We start from the raw sequence: 19,012 nt of genomic DNA, 5'->3' as shown, positions 1-19,012 counted from the left end.
GCTGACGCAGGAATGGCAGCGTGCGCAAGCCGTGGCCGATCAGGTGCACCTGGGACTTGGTGCGGCGCTGCAGGCCGTGGCTTCGCCTGCGCCCGAGTCGGTTCCGGACGCCGGTCACACGCCGATGACCACCTTGCTGGCGCTCGCCCGCCAGCGCGAGGACACCTTCGCCCGGGAGGAGCAGGCCGCGCTGACTGCGGCGGCTGAACAGGCCCTGCGCCAGGAACAGCTGCAGCGCGAGCAGCGCGAAGAGCAGCGCCTGCTCGGGTTGGCCGATGCCATGGCGGCCGCGCTCCGGCCGGTGTGCGAGGCCTTGCATCTGTCCGGTACGGCCGACGTGGTGGCGGTCCGTGCGCGGTTGCTGGAGTGGGACCAGGCAGGTGCTACCGCCGATCAGCTGTCGCAGGCGCGGCTGGCCCACGCGCGGGCGCAGCGCGTGCAGGCCGATCTGGCACGCAGGGCGACCGAGCTGGCAGCCGTTCTGCAGGAGCCGCCGCCGTCGGCGGACCTGCGCCACTGGATCGACGACCTGGGTCGGCGCCTCGACGAAGCCCGGCGTCTGGAAGGCCGCCGCCAGGTGCTCGCGCAGGCCCTGGACGAGGCGACCCAGCGGCGCCAGCAGCACGTCGCCGCGCTGCAGCAGCTGCAACAGTCCCGACAGGCACTGTGCGCAGCGGCGGGTGTGCCCACCGACGCCGAACTGCCGGCGGCCGAAGAGCGCGCCCGGCAACGGCGCGCGGCCGAGCAGCTGCGCGACCACATCCGCGATCTGCTGGCACAAGGCGGCTGGCGCGACGAAGCGGCGCTGCGCGTGCTGGTCGGCGACCTCGATCTGGCACAGGCCCAGGTCGAGGCCGCGCAGTGCGAGCAGGCGCTGGCCGACCTGGCGCCGCGTCTCGATGCGGCCCGGCAGCGCGACGAAGCCGCCCGCCGCGAACGCGACGCCATCGACTCGGGCGATCTGGCCGCACAGGCCCGTGAACGCATGGAACAGGCTGGTGCGGCCGTGCGCGCGGGGCTGGTGCCGTGGATGCGTGCCCGGCTCGCGCAGGCCATGCTCGCGCAGGCACTGGGGCAGTTCCGCGAGCGGGCGCAGGGGCCGATCCTGCGCGCCGCATCCACCTGCTTCGCGACGATGACCGGCGGCGAGTACGACCGCCTGCAAAGCGAGCCGGGCGACGACGAACACCGGCCGGTGCTGCAGATCCACCGCCGCGATGGCCGCACGCTGGCGGTCGATGGCCTCAGCGAAGGCACGCGCGACCAGCTCTACCTGGCGCTGCGGCTGGCTGCCCTGCAGATGCACCGCGACCGCGGCACCCGCTTGCCGCTGGTGCTGGACGACGTCCTGATGACCTCCGACGACGACCGTGCCGTGCGGATGCTGCGGATGCTGGCCGACTTCGCGCAAGGGTCGCAGGTGCTGGTCTTCACCCACCACCAGCACCTGCTCGACCTGGCGCGGCTCAGCCTGCCGGCATCCGTGCTGCGGTGCTCGACGCTGTGAAGCGCCGGGGCACCGTGAGTGCGGCCGCCGGTCGGAACGTCTCCTGCTCGCCCTTGATGGCGTAGCCGAGCGGGTTGGCCACCACACGGCAGCCGCGCGTGGTGTGGTCGACGGGGCAGTGGAGATGCCCGTGGATCCACAGGTCTGCCTGTGCCACCAGATCGTCCAGCGCATTGCAGAACCCGGCCGTGCCCGGCGCCAACCCGTAGCGCGGATCGGCGCTGGCCAGCGTCGGTGCGAAGTGGGTCACGACCACGGTCGGTCCGTCGAACGGTTCGGCCAGTGCCGTGCGCAGCCATTGCTGGCACTCCAGCGCCAGTTCGCGCATCGACTCGGCCAGCATCGGTTCGCCGCCGCGCAGGCAGGTGTTCTTGCGCAGGTAGAAGTTCGCGGCGCGGAAGGCCTTCTCGCGTGGCCCGATCGAGTCGAAGTCACTCCACAACGTCGTGCCCAGGAAGCGCACGCCATCGAGCACCACCTGGCGCCGGTCCAGCCAGGTGATGCCCAGCCGCGCGCACAGCGCCTGCATGCGCACGCCGGCTTCGCTCAGCTCGTAGCCGTCGTATTCGTGGTTGCCGGGCACGAACAGCACATGCCGCCAGGGCCCTGCGCCATGGACCGGTGAAAACCGTGTCAACCCGAAATCGTCGTCCGGCAGCAGCGAGCCGGTCTGGTAGGAGCCGATGTCGCCAGCGAGCACCAGCACGTCGGCACCGGGGGCGGGGGTCGGCTCCCAGTGCGGGATGCGTTCGAGGTGGAGGTCGGAGAAGATCTGCAGGCGCATCGGACAAGTCTAGCGTTCGGGGCATGATGGCTGCATGTCTGCTGCCTATTTCCTCCATTGGTCCGACTCCGAACTCGCCGGCGCCACCCAGGACACCCCTGCGACGCTGCGCCTGCGCTTCGCCGCCGCGGCCTGCCGCCGTGTGGACGATGGTCTGGCCGGTTATCTGCGTCCGCTCGAACTCGTGTTCGAGGGCGCGACCTGGCATGGTGATGGCCCGGTGCTCGGCGGCGTCGCGCACGGCAGCCTGCTGCTCGACGGCGTGCCGCTTGGCCAGGCCGCGCAGGTGCTGCCGCTGCCGCTCGACCGCCGCGGTGCAGTGGTCTGCCGCCTGCAGCTGATCTCCGGCACGGTGCTGCACATCGATGCCGCGCGGGTCGTGGCGCAGATCAGGCGCGAGGCCGAGTTCCGCGAGTCATACGCCTGCTGAGCACGGTTCCGGTCAGGTTGACAACGATCAACCTTGTGTGGCGGTCCGTATCCGGAGCCACCGTGCGGCGCGCAGAATGTTCGCACTGCAGCACAAACCGTGACCGCGCCGATGACCACCGCTTTTTCCCCGCCCTGGCTGCGCCGCAGTCTGATCGCGCTGGTCGTCCTCGGTCTTGTGGCCGGGGGGGTGGCGTGGCTGCGCCGACCCAAACCGATCGCCGTGGTCACGGTCGAGGTCGGGCGCGGACAGGTCGAATCCTCCATCGCCAACACGCGCGCCGGCACGGTCGAGGCCTGCCAGCGCACGCGGCTGTCCACGATCATGGGCGGGCGCATCGAGTTGCTCAATGTCAAGGAGGGGGACCGCGTCCGCAAGGGCCAGTTGCTGATGAAGCTCTGGAACGACGACCAGCAGGCGCAGCAGACGCTGGCCGCCGCGCAGATGGACACGGCCCGCAAGCACGTCATCGAGGCCTGCACCGCTGCCGAGGCCGCCGTGCGCGAGGCGAAACGCCAGACCGAATTGCGTGCGCAGGGGTTTGTCTCCGTCTCCCGCGAGGAGGCCGCGCGCTCCGATGCCGACACCCGCAGCGCGGCCTGCCAGACCGCGCGCTCGGACGTGGTCTCCGCGCAAGCCCGCATCGGTGCCACCCGGGTCGAGCAGAGCCGCACGCGTCTGGTCGCACCGTTCGATGGGCGGGTCGCCAAGATCGTCGGCGAGGTGGGCGAGTACTCGACGCCATCGCCACCGGGCGTTCCCACGCCGCCGGCCATCGACCTGATCGACGACGCCTGCCTCTACATCAAGGCGCCGATGGACGAGGTGGACGCGCCGCGCATTCTGCCCGGCCAGCCAGTGCGCATCACCATCGACGCGCTGCCGGGCAAGACCTTTCCCGGGCGCGTCCAGCGGGTCGCACCGATCGTCTCGGCCGTCGAGAAGCAGGCGCGCACGGTGGACATCGACGTGACCTTCGACCGGCCGGACAAGACCGGCCCGCTGCTGGTCGGCTACAGCGCTGATGTGGAAGTCGTGCTCGACACCCGCAAGGCGGTGCTGCGCGTGCCCGCGGCAGCGCTGGGCGAGGGCGGGCGGGTGCTGGTGGTCGATGGCGACACGCTGGTCGAGCACAAGGTGCGCGCCGGGGTGTCGAACTGGGAGTTCACCGAGGTGCTCGACGGGCTGAAGGGCGGCGAGCGGATCGTCACCTCGCTGGAGCGCGAAGGCGTCAAGGCCGGTGCCCGCGTCACCGTCGACGCTCCGGCCACGACCGCCGCGAAGCCGTGACCGCGCCGCTGATCGAACTGCAGGGCATCGAGCGTGTCTTCCACCTCGGGGACAGCGCGGTGCATGCACTGCGCTCGCTCGACCTGCGCATCGGCGCGGGCGAGTACGTGGCGGTGATGGGGCCGAGCGGCTCGGGCAAGTCCACGCTGCTGAACATCCTCGGTCTGCTCGACCAGCCCAACACCGGCCACCTGCTGCTCGAAGGCCGCGACGTGACGACGCTGTCGCCGGACGAGCAGGCGGCGGTGCGCAGCCGGCGCATCGGCTTCGTGTTCCAGAGCTTCCACCTCGTGCCGCGTCTGACCGCCGCCGAGAACATCGCGTTGCCGATGGTGCTGGCCGGCCTGCCGCCGCGCGAGCGGGCACAGCGGGTCGAGAAGGCGCTGCAGGACTATGGCCTCACCAACCGCGCGAACCACAAGCCCAACGAACTCTCCGGCGGCCAGCGCCAGCGCGTGGCCATTGCCCGCGCGACGATCATGCGGCCCGCGCTGCTGCTGGCCGACGAGCCGACCGGCAACCTCGACCGCGCCACCGGCGATGAGGTGGTGCGCCTGCTCGAAGCGCTCAACGCCACGGGCATGACGCTGGTCGTCGTCACCCACGACCCCGCACTCGGTGCCCGGGCGCACCGGCGGCTGATGATGGAAGACGGTGGCCTGAAGCTCGACACCGCGCATCCGGCCGCAACTCCCGCAGCGATGCCTGCGACCATGGCCCCCTGACATGCGGCCCCTCGACATCCTCGGCTTTGCCCGCGACGCCGCCACCGGCAGTCCGGTGCGCACCGTGCTGATGACGCTCGCGATGTCCATCGGCGTGGCCGCGGTCGTGCTGCTGACGGCGCTGGGTGATGGCGCGCGGCGCTATGTGGTCGACCAGTTCTCGTCGATCGGCACCAACCTCGTCATCGTGCTGCCGGGCCGCTCGCAGACCGGCGGCTTCAGCCCTGCCAATGCGGTCAGCACCACGCCGCGCGACCTGACGATCGACGATGCGCACGCGCTGCTGCGGCTGCCGTCGGTCCGGCGGGTCGCGCCACTGGCGGTGGGCTTGTCGGAGGTGGCGCTGGCCGGGCGGCTGCGCGAGACGATGGTGCTCGGCACGACGGCCGAGTACCTCGCGGTGCGGCGCATGGCGATGGGGCAGGGGCGTTTCCTGCCAGACGAGGAATGGAGCCGCGGCTCGCCTGTCATCGTGCTGGGCGCCAAGCTGCGCACCGAGTTGTTCGGCGCCGAGAACCCGCTGGGGCAGACCGTGCGCGTGGGCGGGCGGCGGCTGCGCGTCATCGGTGTGCTGGCGTCGGCGGGGCAGAGCCTGGGCTTGAACTCGGACGAGCTGGCAATTGTGCCGGTTGCGCTGGCGCAGGCGATGTTCGACTCGAACACGCTGTTCCGCATCCTCATCGAAGCGCGCGACCGCGACGCCATCCCCGCCGCCAAGCGCCAGGCGACGGCGCTGGTCAAGACCCGCCACGACGGCGAGGAGGATGTCACCGTCATCACGCAGGATGCCGTGCTCGCCACCTTCGACCGCGTGCTGGGTGCGCTCACGGCGGGTGTGGCGGGCATCGCGGCGATCAGCCTGGCGGTGGCGGGCGTGCTGGTGATGAACGTGATGCTGGTGTCGGTCACGCAGCGCACGTCCGAGATCGGCCTGCTCAAGGCCTTGGGCGCACCGGCAGCGACGATCCGGGCGGTGTTCCTGACCGAAGCGGCGCTGCTGTCGGTGGCGGGCGCGGTGGTCGGTTACCTGGCCGGGCAGGCGGGAGCGCTGGCCGTGCGCACGGCGTATCCGACCTTTCCCGCCTGGCCGCCGACGTGGGCCGTGCTCGCCGCACTCGGCACGGCGCTGTCCACCGGCATCCTGTTCGGCGTGCTGCCGGCGCGCAAGGCGGCGGCGCTGGAGCCGGTCGCTGCACTCTCGAAGCGCTGAGATCGGCACGCCACCATGCGCATCGCCGACACCCTCACGATGGCCTGGCGCTCGATCACGGCCCAGCGTGCACGCAGCATCCTGACGCTGCTGGGCATCGCCATCGGCATCGCCGCCGTGATTCTGCTGACCTCGATCGGCGAAGGACTGCACCGCTTTCTGCTGTCCGAGTTCAGCCAGATCGGCACCAACGTCGTCACGCTGTCGCCGGGGAAGGTGTCGACCGGCGGCACCAACCCAGGCTTTCCGTCGTCGGTGCGCCCGCTGTCGCTGGAAGACGCGGATGCGCTGCGCCTGCGCATCCCGAATCTGGTCGGCGTCACACCGGGCGTCACCGGCAACGCCGAGATGGGCGCCAACGGCCGCGTGCGGCGTGCCATCGTCTACGGCACAAGCGCGGCGTTGTTGCCGTCCTTCCACCTGTCGACGTCGGTCGGCCAGTTCCTGCCGGACGAGGACACGGCGCACGCGCGCAACTTCGCGGTGCTCGGTGCCAGCCTCAAGCGCGAGCTGTTTGGCGCGGACAGCCCGCTCGGCGCGCGCATCCGCATCGGAACGCAGCAGTTCCGGGTCGTCGGTGTGCTGGCGCCGCGCGGGCAGTTCCTGGGCATCGACCTGGACGACGTGGCCTATGTGCCGGTGGCGCGGGCGATGGAGCTGTTCAACCGCCCGGGGCTGATGGAGCTGCACCTGACCTACACCGACGCGACTTCCTCCGCTGCGGTCGTCGCGCAGGCGCGCACGTTGATGAAGGCGCGCCACGGCCGCGAGGATTTCACCATCGTCACCCAGGCGGACATGCTGGGCGCGCTCTCCAACATCCTCAACGTGGTGACCGCGGCGGTGGGCGCGCTGGGCGGCATCTCGCTGCTGGTGGGAGGCGTCGGCATCGTCACGATCATGACCATCGCCGTCACCGAACGCACGGCGGAAATCGGTTTGCTGATCTCGCTGGGTGCGCGGCGGCGCACGGTGCTGGCGCTGTTCCTGGGCGAAGCGGTGGTGCTGTCGGCCGTGGGTGGCGCGCTGGGGCTGGCGATCGGCATCGGCATCGCGCAAGGGGCGCACCTGCTGCTGCCGGCGTTGCCGGTGAGCACGCCGCTGCCCTTCGTGGTGCTGGCCGAAGGGCTGGCGATGGCGGTGGGGCTGCTCGCGGGGGTGATGCCGGCGAGACGGGCGGCGCGGCTTGATCCGGTGGAGGCGCTGCGCGCGGAGTAGCCGATCAGATGGCCCGCGGCCGCCAGCGCTGGCGCTCCAGCCGCGCCGCCGTCCACTGGTGCAGCCAGCGGTCCCACAGGTGGTGTGCGGCAAACCCCGTGAGCACCGCCATCGCGAGCGCCACCGGCCAGCGCAGCAGCCCCTTGTCGGCATAGAAGATCTGCTGCCACAGGTAGAGGCTGTAGGACGCGGTCCCGAAGGCGACCAACGCCGGATGACCCAGCCAGCGCGACCCCGGCCCGGCTGCCCGCGACAACCCTGCGCAGCCGAGTGCGATCAGCGCCGCGCCGATGGTGTACTTGAACACGTCCGGCACCAGATTCACCTGCAGCAGCAGGCCTGTGCCAAGCACCAGCGGCCACGCTGGCAGCCGGTCCCACCGCCATCGGTCGCGGTCGTGCATGGCCACGAACAGCGTGCCGAGCAGCATCGCGGTCAGCCGTGTGTCCGGGCGCCAGAAGGTGGTGTAGTAGGGCAGCGGCGCACCGCATGCGACCTGCAGCCCGAGCGCTGCCCAGCCCAGTGCGACCACGGTGCCGATCAGCACGACCGGGTCCAGCCGCCAGCGCCGCGAGACAGCTGCCAGCCCGCCGAGCACGGCGTAGCCCTGCAGCTCGACGCACACCGACCAGAGGTGCCCGAGCCGCACCGGCTGCTCGCCGGCATCGAGCAGTGGCTGGACGTTGGCCCAACCCGTCAGGCTCAGGCCGACCGACGTGGCTGTCAGCGGCCCGCCGCGCAGCAGGGTCACGCCGCAGGCCACCGCCAGGAACACCCACATCGACGGCACGATGCGCGCGAAGCGCCGCGCGGCGAATGTCCGCAGTGCCATCTCCCGCTCGAACAGCAGCGTGCCCATCAGACAGCCCGACAGCGCAAGGAACAGCTCCACGCCGACCCGCCCGAAGTTGGCCGACCAGGCCGGGGCGTCGAGCCCCAGGTGCGGCACGAAGTGGCCTGCGAGCAGGGTCAGCACCGCGAGGCCGCGCCAGCCATCCAGCACCGCGAGACGTTCGCCCGCACCCGTGCTGCTGGCGACCAGCCGCATGCTCAGGCGTCCTTGCGCGGGCTCGAGACCTTGTGGCGCATCAGGCGGCCCTTCTCGCGCTCCCAGTCGCGTTTCTTCTCGGTGTCGCGCTTGTCGTGCTCGGCCTTGCCCTTGGCCAGCGCGATCTCGGCCTTCACCCGCCCGCCCTTGTAGTGCAGGTTCAGTGGCACCAGCGTGTAGCCCTTCTGCTCGACCTTGCCGATCAGACGCTTGATCTCCGCCTTGTGCATCAGCAGCTTCTTGGTGCGGTCGGCCTCGGGGCGCACGTGGGTGGAGGCGCTGCGCAGCGCGTTGATGCGGCAGCCGATCAGGAACAGCTCGCCGTTCTTGATCACCGCGTGGCCGTCGGTGAGCTGCACCTGGCCTTCGCGGATGGCCTTGATCTCCCAGCCCTCCAGCACGACGCCCGCCTCGTGGCGCTCCTCGATGTGGTAGTTGAAATGCGCTTTTCTGTTTTCTGCAATGGTGGCGGAAGTGTGGGCGGTGGACATGGGCAGCCTCAATACAATCCCCGCATTGTGAAGCACGTCAAAAAATCCGTTCTCCTCTGGTACTCGCCCCGCGAGATGTTCGATCTCGTGGTCGATGTGCCCGCGTATCCGCAGTTTCTGCCGTGGTGCCAGCGGGCCGAAGTGCTGTCGCAGGAGCCGGGTGTGGTGACCGCCCGGCTGCACCTGGCCTATGCCGGCGTGCGCCACGCCTTCACCACCCGCAACACCCATGTCGATGGCCAGTCCGTCGGCATGAGTCTGGTGGATGGGCCGTTCTCGCACCTGGAAGGCGTCTGGCGCTTCCTGCCGATCGGGCCGGACGGGAAGGCGTGCAAGGTCGAATTCGAGTTGTCGTACGCCTTCGCCAGCCGGCCGCTGGAACTGGTCGTCAGCCCCGTGTTCGACCGCATCGCCAACACCTTCGTCGATGCCTTCGTGGCCCGTGCCGAGCAGGTCCATGGCCAGCGTTGAGTCGGCAGTCGGGCCGGGCGTGGTGACGATCCGGGTCGAGGTGGTCTACAGCCCGGCACCGCGGCAGGTGGATCTGCAGGTGTTCGATCTGCCAGCCGGTGCGACCGCCGGGCATGCCGTGATCGCAGCGGGGTTGCCGGCACGGCATCCGGGCTTCGACCTGGAGCAGGTGACGGTGGCTGTCTGGGGGCGGGCGGTGCCGCCCTCTGCGGTGCTGCACGACGGCGACCGGCTGGAGCTGTGCCGGCCGCTGATCGTCGATCCCAAGGAGGCTCGCCGCGTGCGCTACCGGGCGCAGGGCGAGCGGGGTCGCCAGCGGGTCAGCGGCAGTCGCTCGCGATGATTTCGCGGGCGCGGATCGATTCCCGGGTGCGCTGAGCGTCGTCGAGGAACTCGCGCTCGCCCTTGTCGTTGGTGCGCGAGATGCGCTGACCGCTCTCGACGGTGCGGGCGTATTCCTTGGCCCTGGCGCAGTTCTCGACCTTCTGGCGTGCGGCGCGGGCCTCCTCGTCGCGCTTGCCCTGGTCCTGCGTGGCTTCTGCCTGGCGCTTGCGGGCTTCGAGGGCGGGGTCGCTCGTCGGCGCGGATGCCGCGCCTGGCGGTGCACCGGTGGATGCGGAGGCTGGCGATGCCGGGCGTTGTGCTGCGGACCCTGCAGCTGGCCGGGCCAGGATGTCGCGGTCGCGGACATCGTTCGGCGGTGGTCGGTCGCTGTATTGCACGCGGCCTTGGGCGTCGCGCCACTTCCATTGCGCGGCGCAGGGCAGAGCCAGTGCCAGCACCGTCAGGGCCAGCAGCACGCCACGCAGTTGTCGGGGCTTGGAGGTCGAAAACATGGGGCGCAGTGTAGCGGCGGCCTTGCGCCCGCAGTGTGTCTGCAACAGTCCGGCAGGGGCGGGCGTGTAACGGGTCCGTATAATCTCCTTTTGCGTCTGGAGCCCGACTCATGCGCCTGCTTGGCAAAGCACTGACCTTCGACGACGTGTTGCTGGTCCCCGCGTACTCCCAGGTGTTGCCCCGCGACACCTCGCTGGCGACGAAACTGTCGCGCAACATCACCCTGAATCTGCCGCTGGTGTCCGCCGCGATGGACACGGTCACCGAGGCCCGTCTGGCGATCGCGATCGCCCAGGAGGGGGGCATCGGCATCGTCCACAAGAACCTCAGCCCGAAACAGCAGGCCGCCGAAGTGGCCCGCGTCAAGCGCTACGAATCGGGCCTGCTGAAGGATCCGATCACCGTGTCGCCGGATGTGCGGGTCCGCGAGGTGATCGAGCTGTCGCGCGCCCACGGCATCTCCGGCTTCCCGGTGGTCGAGAACGGCCGCGTGGTCGGCATCATCACCGGCCGCGACCTGCGCTTCGAGACCCGTCTCGATGCCCCGGTCCGTGAGATCATGACCCCGCGCGAGCGCCTGGTCACCGTCCAGGAAGGTGCTTCGCTGGCGCAGGCCAAGGCGCTGATGCACCAGCACAAGCTGGAGCGTGTGCTGGTGCTGAACGACGCCTCCGAGCTGCGCGGCCTGTTCACCGTCAAGGACATCACCAAGCAGACCAGCTTCCCCAACGCCGCCCGCGATGCCCACGGCAAGCTGCGTGTCGGCGCGGCGGTCGGTGTCGGTGATGGCACGGAAGAGCGGATCGAGCTGCTGGTCAAGGCCGGTGTCGATGCCCTCGTCGTCGACACCGCCCACGGCCACAGCCATGGCGTGATCGAGCGTGTGCGCTGGGTCAAGCAGAACTTCCCGCATGTCGATGTCATCGGCGGCAACATCGCCACGGGCGCTGCCGCCCTGGCGCTGGTCGAAGCCGGTGCCGACGGTGTCAAGGTCGGCATCGGCCCCGGCTCGATCTGCACCACCCGCATCGTCGCCGGTGTCGGCGTGCCGCAGATCACCGCCATCGACAACGTCGCCACCGCCCTGCAGGGCACGGGCGTGCCGCTGATCGCCGACGGCGGCATCCGCTACTCGGGCGACATCGCCAAGGCCATCGCGGCCGGTGCATCGACCGTGATGATGGGCGGCATGTTCGCCGGCACCGAAGAAGCGCCCGGCGAGATCGTCCTGTTCCAGGGCCGCAGCTACAAGAGCTACCGCGGCATGGGCTCGATCGGTGCGATGAAGGCGGGTTCGGCCGACCGCTACTTCCAGGAAAACGACGAGACCAGCAACCCGAACGCCGACAAGCTGGTGCCGGAAGGCATCGAGGGCCGCGTGCCCTACAAGGGCTCGATGCTGTCGATCGTCTTCCAGATGGCCGGTGGCATCCGTGCCTCGATGGGCTACTGCGGCTGCGCGTCGATCGCCGACATGCAGAACCGTGCCGAGTTCGTCGAGATCACGTCCGCCGGCATCCGTGAGAGCCACGTCCACGACGTGCAGATCACGAAGGAAGCGCCCAACTACCGCATGGAGTGACGCGCTTGCGCCCGACCGACGATCCGAGCGTCGCCCCCATGTCGACGCCGAAGGGCCGCGCTGCGGCCATGCCTTTCATCATGATCACCGTGCTGATCGACATGGTCGCCATCGGCCTGATCATCCCGGTGCTGGCGCCGCTGGTGGGCAAGTTCACCGGCTCGCAGGCCGACCAGGCCTTCTGGTACGGCGTGGTGACCTTCGCCTTCGGCGTGGCCAACTTCATCGGCTCGCCGGTGCTGGGGGCGCTGTCGGACCGCTATGGCCGCCGGCCCGTGCTGCTGCTCGGGTTCACCGGACTGGCGCTGAGCTTCTTCGTCACGGGGCTGGCGACGGCGCTGTGGATGCTGGTGGCGGTGCGGCTGGTCAGCGGCGCGCTGCAGGCCAATGCGTCCATCGCGCAGGCCTATGTCGCCGACATCAGCGCGCCTGACCAGCGCGCCAAGCGGTTCGGCCTGCTGGGCGCGATGTTCGGCATGGGCTTCATCCTCGGTCCGGTCATGGGCGGGCTGCTGGGCGCCATCAACCTGCACCTGCCATTTTTCGTGGCAGGCGGGCTGGCGGTGCTGAACGCGCTCTATGGCGCCTTCGTGCTGCCCGAGTCATTGCCGGTGGAGCGCCGCAGCCCGGCGATCGACTGGACCAAGGTCAATCCGGTGGCCTCTCTGCGCCGCCTGACCGAACTGCGCGGTGTTGGTCCGCTGGTGTTCGTGATGGGCCTGTCCAGCCTGGCGCAGTTCATCCTGCACACCACCTGGGTGCTCTACACCACCTTCAAGTTCGGCTGGGGCCCCAAGGAAAACGGCTGGTCGCTGTTCGCCGTGGGCGTGATGTCGGTGCTGGTGCAGGGCGGGCTGATCCGTGTGGCTCTCAAGCGCACGTCGCCGCAGCGCATCGCCGTCATCGGCCTGATCTCCTCGGCCTGCACCTACGCCCTGTGGGGCGCGGCCACCGAGGGCTGGATGATGTACGCCGTCATCGGGCTGAACGTCTTCGGCTTCATGGTGCAGGCCGCCATGCAGACGCTGGTTTCCAACGCCGCCGACGAGTCCGCCCAGGGCCGCACGCTGGGTGCGCTGGGTTCGCTCAACAGCCTGACCGCCGTGTTCGCGCCGGTCATCGGCTCGGCGCTGCTCGGGTTCGTGTCGCACCTGCCCCGCGGCGACTGGCGCATCGGTGCGCCGTTCTTCCTCTGTTCGGCGCTGCAGGTCACGGCCACCGTGCTCGCACTGCGCCACTTCCGACGCCATCCCGCCACGCCGCCGCACGCGGCACACGTGGTCGCCTGAGTTTTCCATGCAACACGACAAGATCCTCATCCTCGACTTCGGCTCGCAAGTCACCCAGCTCATCGGCCGCCGCGTGCGCGAGGCCCATGTCTACTGCGAGATCCACCCGAACGACGTGTCGGACGACTTCATCCGCAGCTTCAACCCCAAGGGCATCATCCTGTCGGGCAGCCACGCCAGCACCTACGAAGACCACCAGCTGCGCGCGCCGCAGGCCGTGTGGGACGCAGGCGTGCCGGTGCTGGGCATCTGCTACGGCATGCAGACCATGGCCGTGCAGCTCGGCGGCGAGGTGAGCTGGAGCGACCACCGCGAGTTCGGTTACGCCGAGGTGCGTGCCCGCGGCCACACGACGCTGCTGAAGGACATCCAGGACTTCGCCACGCCGGAAGGCCACGGCATGCTCAAGGTCTGGATGAGCCACGGCGACAAGGTCACGCAGCTGCCGCCTGGCTTCAGGCTGATGGCCTCCACGCCGAGCTGCCCGATCGCCGGCATGGCCAACGAGGACAAGGGCTACTACGCCGTCCAGTTCCACCCCGAAGTCACGCACACGCTGCAGGGCGCGGCGCTGCTGACCCGCTTCGTGCGCGAGATCGCCGGCTGCAAGGGCGACTGGATCATGGGCGACTACATCGCCGAAGCCGTCGCGAAGATCCGCGAGCAGGTGGGCGACGAAGAGGTGATCCTCGGCCTGTCCGGCGGCGTCGACTCGTCGGTGGCCGCCGCACTGATCCACCGCGCCATCGGCGACCAGCTCACCTGCGTGTTCGTCGACCACGGCCTGCTGCGCCTGAACGAAGGCGCGATGGTCATGGAGATGTTCGCCGGCCGGCTGCACGCCAAGGTCGTGCACGTGCAGGCCGCCGAGCAGTTCCTGGGCCACCTCAAGGGCGTCACCGACCCCGAGCAGAAGCGCAAGATCATCGGTCGCGAGTTCGTCGAGGTCTTCCAGGCCGAAGCCGCCAAGCTCAAGGGCGACGGCAACAAGGGCGCCAAGTGGCTGGCCCAGGGCACGATCTACCCGGACGTGGTCGAGTCGGGCGGCACGGCCAGCAAGAAGGCCACGATCAAGAGCCACCACAACGTCGGCGGCCTGCCCGCGACGCTGGGCCTGAAGCTGCTGGAGCCGCTGCGTGAGCTGTTCAAGGACGAGGTGCGCGAGCTGGGCGTGGCGCTGGGCCTGCCGCACGAGATGGTGTACCGGCATCCGTTCCCGGGGCCGGGCCTGGGTGTGCGCATCCTCGGCGAGGTGCGGGCGGATTTCGCCAGCCTGCTGCAGCGTGCCGACCACATCTTCATCGAAGAGCTGCGCGCCACCATCGACCCGGCCACCGGCAAGAGCTGGTACGACCTGACCAGCCAGGCGTTCACGGTGTTCCTGCCGGTGAAGAGCGTCGGCGTGATGGGCGACGGGCGCACCTACGACTATGTGGTGGCCCTGCGCGCGGTGCAGACCAGCGACTTCATGACGGCGGACTGGGCGGAGCTGCCCTATGCGCTGCTCAAGAAGGTGTCGAGCCGCATCATCAATGAAGTGCGCGGCATCAACCGCGTCACCTACGACGTGTCGAGCAAGCCGCCTGCGACGATCGAGTGGGAATGAGGGCCTGAGGCCATGTGGCAGACCTCGCTTCCGCTGATTGCCATCCTGCGTGGTGTGACGCCGGACGAGGTGCTCGACCATGCAGGCGCACTGGTCGACGCCGGCTTTGACGCCATCGAAGTGCCACTGAACTCGCCCGACTGGGCGCTGAGCGTGCGGCGCCTCGTCGATGCCTTCGGCGATCGTGTATTGATCGGCGCCGGCACCGTGCTGCGCGAGACCGACGTGGACGCGCTGGTGGCTGCCGGCGGTCGGTTGATGGTCACGCCGAACACGCGGCCCGCCACCATCGCCCATGCAGTTGCCAGTGGCTTGCAAGTCGCGGCGGGCTTCGCCACGGCAAGCGAAGCCTTCGAGGCGCTCGATGCCGGCGCGCACGCGCTCAAGCTGTTTCCTGCGACCACCTACGGGCCGGGCCATGTGAAGGCGCTGCGCGCCGTGTTGCCGCCGGTGCCGCTGTTCGCGGTGGGCGGCATCACGCCCGACAACCTTGGCGATTACCTGCGTGCGGGCTGCACCGGTGCCGGGCTGGGCGGCGACCTCTACCGACCAGGGCAAGATGCCGGCCGCACCGCCGCGCTGGCCCGCGGATTCGTGGCCGCTTGCCGCGCCGCAGCATGATCACCATCGACTGGGGCACGACCAGCTTGCGCGCCTACCGGCTCGGGGTCCATGGCGAGGTGCTCGATCAGCGGAGTGCCGCCGCCGGACTGCTCGCCTGTGGCGGCGACTTCGAGTCCGTGCTTTGCCGTCAGATCGCGGGCTGGGACGACCCGGTGATTCTGCTGGCCGGCATGGTCGGCAGCCGCAGTGGCTGGCACGAGGTGCCGTATGTCCAGGGGCCTGCCGGTCTGTCGGAGATCGCGGCAGGGCTGGTCGAGGTGCCGGCAGCCAGCTTGCCTGGGCGCCGCGTTTTCATCGCGCCCGGGCTGGCGCACCGTCCCGGCGGTCGTTCGCCCGAGGTCATGCGTGGTGAAGAGACCCAGGTGCTCGGCCTGCTGCCGAACCTGCCCGGCGATGGCCCGCACACGGTCTGCCTGCCCGGTACGCACAGCAAGTGGGTGCAGGTGCAGGATGGCTGCATCGTTTCGCTGCGCACGGCGATGACGGGTGAGCTGTACGCGCTGCTGCGCGAACAGAGTCTGCTGGCGGCGTTGATGCCGGCCACGCTGGCCAGTGACGTGGACGATGCGGACGCCTTCGCGCGCGGTGTGGTCGCGAGCGGCGGATCGGGGGGGCTGGCGAACCACCTGTTTGGCGTGCGGACGCAGGGCCTGTTCGGCCAGCTCGCTGCGGCCCAGGCGCCGTCGTACCTGTCCGGACTGCTGATCGGACACGAACTGCGTGACCTGCTGGCGCCATCGGCCGGTGCCGCCATCCACCTGGTCGGCGGATCGGCGCTGGTCACGCGGTATGCGCGTGCGCTGGCGCTGCTGGGCGCCATCGGCATTGCCCATGCGGAAGCGCTGACTGCGCGTGGCCTGCACCGGCTGGCGCAGGCCCGCGGGCTGGTCTGACCGGCGGCGGCGCGGCGTGCTTCCATCCCTTCAGGCGACACGGCGGAAGCGTGGGTGGACCACACCGTCGATGCAGACATCGCCGATGAACATCGCGTACGGCCGCACCCACATTCCTGTCGCGTTGTAGAGCGGCCGGTACACCACCAGCGGCTCCTGCGTTTCGCTGTGGCGGGCCATGCCGAGGACTTCGTACTCACCGCCCTTGTAGTGCCGCCAGCAGCCGGTGGCGATGTCGGGCAGCGGAGCGAGGTCGTCCTGGGCGGAGTGCGTGGTGGCGTGGCGCATGGAAGTTCCTTTTCAGGCAGGAGGGGCAGGCGCAGGCGCAGCGGCGATGGCCCGCGCCAGCTCGATCACCGACAGCGGCGCGCAGCCCTCGGCCTTGTTGTTGACCGAGACGCAGACGGAAAAGCCGGCGTCCGCCGTGCCCCGGATGATGCGGGCCAGCGTCTCGCGTGTGGCGGGGTCCGGATCGACCAGCCGGTCGAATGGGGCATAGCCTGCCTTGGCGGCCTCGTAGCCCTGTGCGCCGTGCAGGCGGTTCAGGCTCCAGCGGCAGACGAACGGTCCTGGCCACAGCGCACGCAGCAGGGGCAACTGCGCCGCGATGGGTGGCAGACGTGGATGCAGGCCCAGGCAGTAGCGGGCGCCAGCCCCGCGCAGCACATCACGGAACGCCGGCACCAGCCAGTCGGAATCGCGCACCTCGACGGCGATCACCCCCTCCGGTGCCTGCGGCGCCAGCGCGGGCAGGGCGGCGAGCAGGCGCCTGAGTCGCGCGAGCAGGGCGGGCATGTCGCGCCGCAGCGCGGGTGGCAGCGGCGGGATTTCGAACACGAGCGCGCCGATCTTCGCACCGAGGCCGTCCAGCGCCGGTTGGACGAATTGTTCGACCGCCACCGATGGATCGAGAAAGACCGGGTTGGGCTGCACGCCGCGGCCGTCGCTGGCGCGCAGCACGGCGTCAGTGACCAGGGCGGGCGCCTTGACGATGAAGCGGAAGTCGTCGGGGACCTGTGCTGCATAGACCGCGTACTGTCCGGTGGTCATCGGGCGGTAGAAGCTGCGGTCGATGCTGACGGTGCGCAGCAGCGGGTGCTGGGCGTAGGCGCGCAGGCCCTCGCGGGACAGCGCAGCCTCCGTGTGTGCCCCGGCCCAGACCAGTCCCGCCCAGCCGGGGAAGCTCCACGACGAGGTGCCCAGGTGGATGCGCGGCGAAAGGGTCTGCGCCATGGTGCACACGGTGCCATCGGCCGGCTGTGGGGCCACGCCACCGGCTGTTGTCTCGGGCTGGGCCTCACCGAACAGGCCGGTCTGGTGCGGCGGGCAAGGAGGGGCGGGTTGCGACATCGCGCCAGCATAATCGGTGCCCATGCCTGAGACCCCCTGCTCCCCCGCCGACGAACATGCCATGCGCCTCGCACTCGACCAGGCGCTCAACGCCGCCCTGGTCGGCGAAGTCCCGGTCGGCGCGGTGATCCTGCGCGACGGGCAGGTCATCGCCACCGGCTACAACCGCCCGATCACCACACACGACCCGACCGCCCATGCCGAGCTGGTCGCGCTGCGCCACGCCGCGACGCTGCTGGAGAACTACCGCCTGCCCGATTGCGAGCTGTTCGTGACGCTGGAGCCGTGCGCGATGTGCGCGATGGCGCTGCTGCATGCGCGCTTCAAGCGGGTCGTGTTCGGTGCCTACGACCCGAAGACGGGTGCAGCCGGTTCGGTGGTCGATCTGTTCGCCCAGCCACAGCTCAACCACCACACGGCGCTCCAGGGCGGTGTGCTGGCGGACCCATGCGGCGACCTGCTGCGCGCGTTCTTCGCCCGGCGCCGTGCCGAGCAGAAGGCGCAGCGGCTGATGGCGCGCCAGCAGAGCGAGCCTGTCACGGAGGCTGCGCTACCATCTCCCGCCGTTCAGCCGCCCGCAACCTCGATTCCTGCCGGTGAAGCGAGCGAGCTGAACGATGACGATCTGAACCTGCACCTGGACTGCCACCATGAGCGACCTTGAGCGCGACCCCGATTCCACCGCCAGCGTCCCCCCGACGCTGACGATCTACAGTCCTTCCGGGGTGATCGCCAAGGCGGCAGTCCTCCGACTTGCCGCCAAGCGGCTTGGTGTGCTCGGCTTCGACGTGCAGATCGACGCGAGCGCCACCGCGAAGTTCCAGCGCTTCGCTGGCGACGATGACCTGCGGCTGGCTGCGCTGCACCGTGTCGCGCTGGCTGCTCCGTCCGTCGCGCTGGCTTCGCGTGGCGGCTACGGCCTGACCCGGCTGCTCGACCGCATCGACTGGCAACTGCTGGCGGATGCCACTGCCCGGGGCACCCGCTGGGTTGGCTACAGCGACCAGACTGCATTGCAGATGGGCCTGCTCGCCCACACGAAGACGCCGAGCTGGGCCGGTCCGCTCGCCTGTGACGACTTTGGCCGCAGCAACGCCGACGGTGGTCTGGACGAGATCACGCCAGATTGCTTCCGCGAGGCCATGTCGGGCGAGCTGGAAGCGGTCGGCTTTCGCACCGAGGCCGGTTTCGACGGACTGGACGTGAAGGGCACGCTCTGGGGCGGCAACTTGTCGGTGCTGTGTTCGCTGCTCGGCACGCCGCACTGGCCCAGGGTGAAGGGTGGCGTGCTCTTCGTCGAGGACGTCAACGAACACCCCTACCGCGTCGAGCGCCAGTTGCTGCAACTGCACCAGGCGGGTGTGCTTGCCGCGCAGAAGGCGATCGTGCTGGGCGACTTCGGCAACTGGAAGAAGTCGCCGCTGGACCGTGGCTACAACCTCAAGGCGATGGTGGCGCATCTGCGCTCGGTGTGCGATACACCGATCCTGACCGGACTGCCTTTCGGCCATGTGCCGACCAAGGTGACGCTGCCGGTGGGGGTGAAGATCGAGCTGGTGGTGCAGCGCCGCGATGTGCTGATGCTCTGGGGAGACTGAGCGGGTCAGCCCCACCGTTCATCCGGGATGTTCGGTGTGGATGCACCATCGCTGTGCCG

The 19,012-nt window shown here is 69.8% G+C and carries 21 protein-coding genes; 15 read left to right on the top strand and 6 right to left on the bottom strand.

The window, feature by feature from the left end:
- The coding region (locus AB3X43_RS01360; protein ID WP_473965041.1) for an ATP-binding protein at positions 1–1,507 on the top strand (1,507 nt) is incomplete at its 5' end.
- Here AB3X43_RS01360 and AB3X43_RS01355 read toward each other — a convergent pair.
- Positions 1,467–2,291 carry a metallophosphoesterase gene (locus AB3X43_RS01355; protein ID WP_369428096.1) on the bottom strand — a complete coding sequence of 275 codons (825 nt, stop codon included), beginning with the start codon at positions 2,289–2,291 and terminating at the stop codon, positions 1,467–1,469. The genes AB3X43_RS01360 and AB3X43_RS01355 overlap by 41 nt on opposite strands.
- Before the next feature lie 34 nt (positions 2,292–2,325).
- On the opposite strand from AB3X43_RS01355, the gene AB3X43_RS01350 reads away from it, so the two are divergent.
- The 5 genes from AB3X43_RS01350 to AB3X43_RS01330 all read left to right on the top strand — a co-directional run bounded on the left by AB3X43_RS01350 (position 2,326) and on the right by AB3X43_RS01330 (position 7,164).
- A complete protein-coding gene (locus tag AB3X43_RS01350) occupies positions 2,326–2,721 on the top strand; it encodes a hypothetical protein (protein ID WP_369428095.1) in 396 nt (131 codons plus the stop codon).
- A gap of 111 nt (positions 2,722–2,832) precedes the next feature.
- A complete protein-coding gene (locus tag AB3X43_RS01345) occupies positions 2,833–4,011 on the top strand; it encodes an efflux RND transporter periplasmic adaptor subunit (protein WP_369428094.1) in 1,179 nt (392 codons plus the stop codon).
- On the top strand, positions 4,008–4,736 hold the full coding sequence (locus AB3X43_RS01340; RefSeq protein ID WP_369428093.1) for an ABC transporter ATP-binding protein: 729 nt from the start codon (positions 4,008–4,010) through the stop codon (positions 4,734–4,736). Before AB3X43_RS01345 ends, AB3X43_RS01340 begins: the two co-directional genes overlap by 4 nt.
- A gap of 1 nt (position 4,737) precedes the next feature.
- On the top strand, positions 4,738–5,946 hold the full coding sequence (locus tag AB3X43_RS01335) for an ABC transporter permease (protein WP_369428092.1): 1,209 nt from the start codon (positions 4,738–4,740) through the stop codon (positions 5,944–5,946).
- Between the two features lie 15 nt (positions 5,947–5,961).
- The gene (locus AB3X43_RS01330; protein WP_369428091.1) at positions 5,962–7,164 is read left to right on the top strand and encodes an ABC transporter permease; all 1,203 of its coding nucleotides are present in this window, start codon (positions 5,962–5,964) and stop codon (positions 7,162–7,164) included.
- Positions 7,165–7,168: 4 nt separating this feature from the next.
- Here AB3X43_RS01330 and AB3X43_RS01325 read toward each other — a convergent pair whose 3' ends face one another.
- Together AB3X43_RS01325 and smpB are read right to left on the bottom strand one after the other, a co-directional pair.
- A complete protein-coding gene (locus tag AB3X43_RS01325) occupies positions 7,169–8,212 on the bottom strand; it encodes an acyltransferase family protein (protein ID WP_369428090.1) in 1,044 nt (347 codons plus the stop codon).
- A gap of 2 nt (positions 8,213–8,214) precedes the next feature.
- Positions 8,215–8,703 (bottom strand): SsrA-binding protein SmpB, encoded by a 489-nt coding sequence (gene smpB / locus AB3X43_RS01320; protein WP_369428089.1) that lies wholly within the window; start codon positions 8,701–8,703, stop codon positions 8,215–8,217.
- Between the two features lie 27 nt (positions 8,704–8,730).
- Here smpB and AB3X43_RS01315 point away from each other — a divergent pair, with 27 nt between their 5' ends.
- Together AB3X43_RS01315 and AB3X43_RS01310 are read left to right on the top strand one after the other, a co-directional pair.
- Positions 8,731–9,174, top strand: coding sequence for a type II toxin-antitoxin system RatA family toxin (locus tag AB3X43_RS01315; protein WP_369428088.1), 444 nt, complete (start codon positions 8,731–8,733; stop codon positions 9,172–9,174).
- Entirely contained in the window at positions 9,161–9,517 is a 357-nt protein-coding gene (locus tag AB3X43_RS01310) for an RnfH family protein (RefSeq protein WP_369428087.1), read from the top strand. The genes AB3X43_RS01315 and AB3X43_RS01310 overlap by 14 nt, the downstream gene beginning before the upstream one ends.
- On the opposite strand, the gene AB3X43_RS01305 is transcribed toward AB3X43_RS01310, so the two are convergent.
- A complete protein-coding gene (locus tag AB3X43_RS01305) occupies positions 9,495–10,010 on the bottom strand; it encodes a DUF4124 domain-containing protein (protein WP_369428086.1) in 516 nt (171 codons plus the stop codon). The genes AB3X43_RS01310 and AB3X43_RS01305 overlap by 23 nt on opposite strands.
- A gap of 110 nt (positions 10,011–10,120) precedes the next feature.
- Between AB3X43_RS01305 and guaB the strand changes: the two genes are divergently transcribed.
- Genes guaB through AB3X43_RS01280 form a run of 5 tightly spaced genes read left to right on the top strand, consistent with a single transcriptional unit; the run spans position 10,121 to position 16,005 of the window.
- Positions 10,121–11,593 carry an IMP dehydrogenase gene (gene guaB / locus AB3X43_RS01300; RefSeq protein WP_369428085.1) on the top strand — a complete coding sequence of 491 codons (1,473 nt, stop codon included), beginning with the start codon at positions 10,121–10,123 and terminating at the stop codon, positions 11,591–11,593.
- Between the two features lie 5 nt (positions 11,594–11,598).
- Entirely contained in the window at positions 11,599–12,882 is a 1,284-nt protein-coding gene (locus AB3X43_RS01295) for a TCR/Tet family MFS transporter (RefSeq protein ID WP_369428084.1), read from the top strand.
- A 7-nt stretch (positions 12,883–12,889) separates the two neighbouring features.
- A complete protein-coding gene (guaA, locus tag AB3X43_RS01290; protein ID WP_369428083.1) occupies positions 12,890–14,488 on the top strand; it encodes a glutamine-hydrolyzing GMP synthase in 1,599 nt (532 codons plus the stop codon).
- Positions 14,489–14,500: 12 nt separating this feature from the next.
- Complete coding sequence (locus AB3X43_RS01285) at positions 14,501–15,109, top strand: 2-dehydro-3-deoxy-6-phosphogalactonate aldolase (protein ID WP_369428082.1); 609 nt, start codon at positions 14,501–14,503, stop codon at positions 15,107–15,109.
- Positions 15,106–16,005 (top strand): 2-dehydro-3-deoxygalactonokinase, encoded by a 900-nt coding sequence (locus tag AB3X43_RS01280; RefSeq protein ID WP_369428081.1) that lies wholly within the window; start codon positions 15,106–15,108, stop codon positions 16,003–16,005. The genes AB3X43_RS01285 and AB3X43_RS01280 overlap by 4 nt, the downstream gene beginning before the upstream one ends.
- A gap of 30 nt (positions 16,006–16,035) precedes the next feature.
- On the opposite strand, the gene AB3X43_RS01275 is transcribed toward AB3X43_RS01280, so the two are convergent.
- Together AB3X43_RS01275 and AB3X43_RS01270 are read right to left on the bottom strand one after the other, a co-directional pair.
- Positions 16,036–16,293, bottom strand: coding sequence for a DUF1653 domain-containing protein (locus AB3X43_RS01275; protein ID WP_369428080.1), 258 nt, complete (start codon positions 16,291–16,293; stop codon positions 16,036–16,038).
- Between the two features lie 12 nt (positions 16,294–16,305).
- Complete coding sequence (locus AB3X43_RS01270) at positions 16,306–17,379, bottom strand: DUF72 domain-containing protein (RefSeq protein WP_369428079.1); 1,074 nt, start codon at positions 17,377–17,379, stop codon at positions 16,306–16,308.
- On the opposite strand from AB3X43_RS01270, the gene tadA reads away from it, so the two are divergent.
- Positions 17,378–18,019, top strand: coding sequence for a tRNA adenosine(34) deaminase TadA (gene tadA / locus AB3X43_RS01265; RefSeq protein ID WP_369428078.1), 642 nt, complete (start codon positions 17,378–17,380; stop codon positions 18,017–18,019). The two genes, AB3X43_RS01270 and tadA, sit on opposite strands and share 2 nt — an antisense overlap.
- A complete protein-coding gene (locus AB3X43_RS01260) occupies positions 18,006–18,953 on the top strand; it encodes an LD-carboxypeptidase (protein ID WP_369428077.1) in 948 nt (315 codons plus the stop codon). Before tadA ends, AB3X43_RS01260 begins: the two co-directional genes overlap by 14 nt.
- Positions 18,954–19,012: the final 59 nt, after the last annotated feature.

Origin of the sequence: Sphaerotilus sp. (assembly GCF_041083715.1) — a bacterium.
Classification (GTDB): Bacteria; Pseudomonadota; Gammaproteobacteria; order Burkholderiales; family Burkholderiaceae_C; genus Sphaerotilus.
This window is presented reverse-complemented; position numbering and strand designations above follow the sequence as displayed.

Bases quoted from the DNA above. Each gene is read 5' to 3' on its own strand.
- guaB (WP_369428085.1), top strand. From the start codon at position 10,121: ATGCGCCTGCTTGGCAAAGCACTGACCTTCGACGACGTGTTGCTGGTC.
- AB3X43_RS01260 (WP_369428077.1), top strand. From the start codon at position 18,006: ATGAGCGACCTTGAGCGCGACCCCGATTCCACCGCCAGCGTCCCCCCG.
- AB3X43_RS01345 (WP_369428094.1), top strand. From the start codon at position 2,833: ATGACCACCGCTTTTTCCCCGCCCTGGCTGCGCCGCAGTCTGATCGCG.
- AB3X43_RS01350 (WP_369428095.1), top strand. From the start codon at position 2,326: ATGTCTGCTGCCTATTTCCTCCATTGGTCCGACTCCGAACTCGCCGGC.
- AB3X43_RS01330 (WP_369428091.1), top strand. From the start codon at position 5,962: ATGCGCATCGCCGACACCCTCACGATGGCCTGGCGCTCGATCACGGCC.
- AB3X43_RS01325 (WP_369428090.1), bottom strand. From the start codon at position 8,212: ATGCGGCTGGTCGCCAGCAGCACGGGTGCGGGCGAACGTCTCGCGGTG.
- AB3X43_RS01275 (WP_369428080.1), bottom strand. From the start codon at position 16,293: ATGCGCCACGCCACCACGCACTCCGCCCAGGACGACCTCGCTCCGCTG.
- AB3X43_RS01270 (WP_369428079.1), bottom strand. From the start codon at position 17,379: ATGGGCACCGATTATGCTGGCGCGATGTCGCAACCCGCCCCTCCTTGC.
- AB3X43_RS01285 (WP_369428082.1), top strand. From the start codon at position 14,501: ATGTGGCAGACCTCGCTTCCGCTGATTGCCATCCTGCGTGGTGTGACG.
- AB3X43_RS01335 (WP_369428092.1), top strand. From the start codon at position 4,738: ATGCGGCCCCTCGACATCCTCGGCTTTGCCCGCGACGCCGCCACCGGC.
- guaA (WP_369428083.1), top strand. From the start codon at position 12,890: ATGCAACACGACAAGATCCTCATCCTCGACTTCGGCTCGCAAGTCACC.
- smpB (WP_369428089.1), bottom strand. From the start codon at position 8,703: ATGTCCACCGCCCACACTTCCGCCACCATTGCAGAAAACAGAAAAGCG.
- AB3X43_RS01310 (WP_369428087.1), top strand. From the start codon at position 9,161: ATGGCCAGCGTTGAGTCGGCAGTCGGGCCGGGCGTGGTGACGATCCGG.
- AB3X43_RS01305 (WP_369428086.1), bottom strand. From the start codon at position 10,010: ATGTTTTCGACCTCCAAGCCCCGACAACTGCGTGGCGTGCTGCTGGCC.
- AB3X43_RS01280 (WP_369428081.1), top strand. From the start codon at position 15,106: ATGATCACCATCGACTGGGGCACGACCAGCTTGCGCGCCTACCGGCTC.
- tadA (WP_369428078.1), top strand. From the start codon at position 17,378: ATGCCTGAGACCCCCTGCTCCCCCGCCGACGAACATGCCATGCGCCTC.
- AB3X43_RS01355 (WP_369428096.1), bottom strand. From the start codon at position 2,291: ATGCGCCTGCAGATCTTCTCCGACCTCCACCTCGAACGCATCCCGCAC.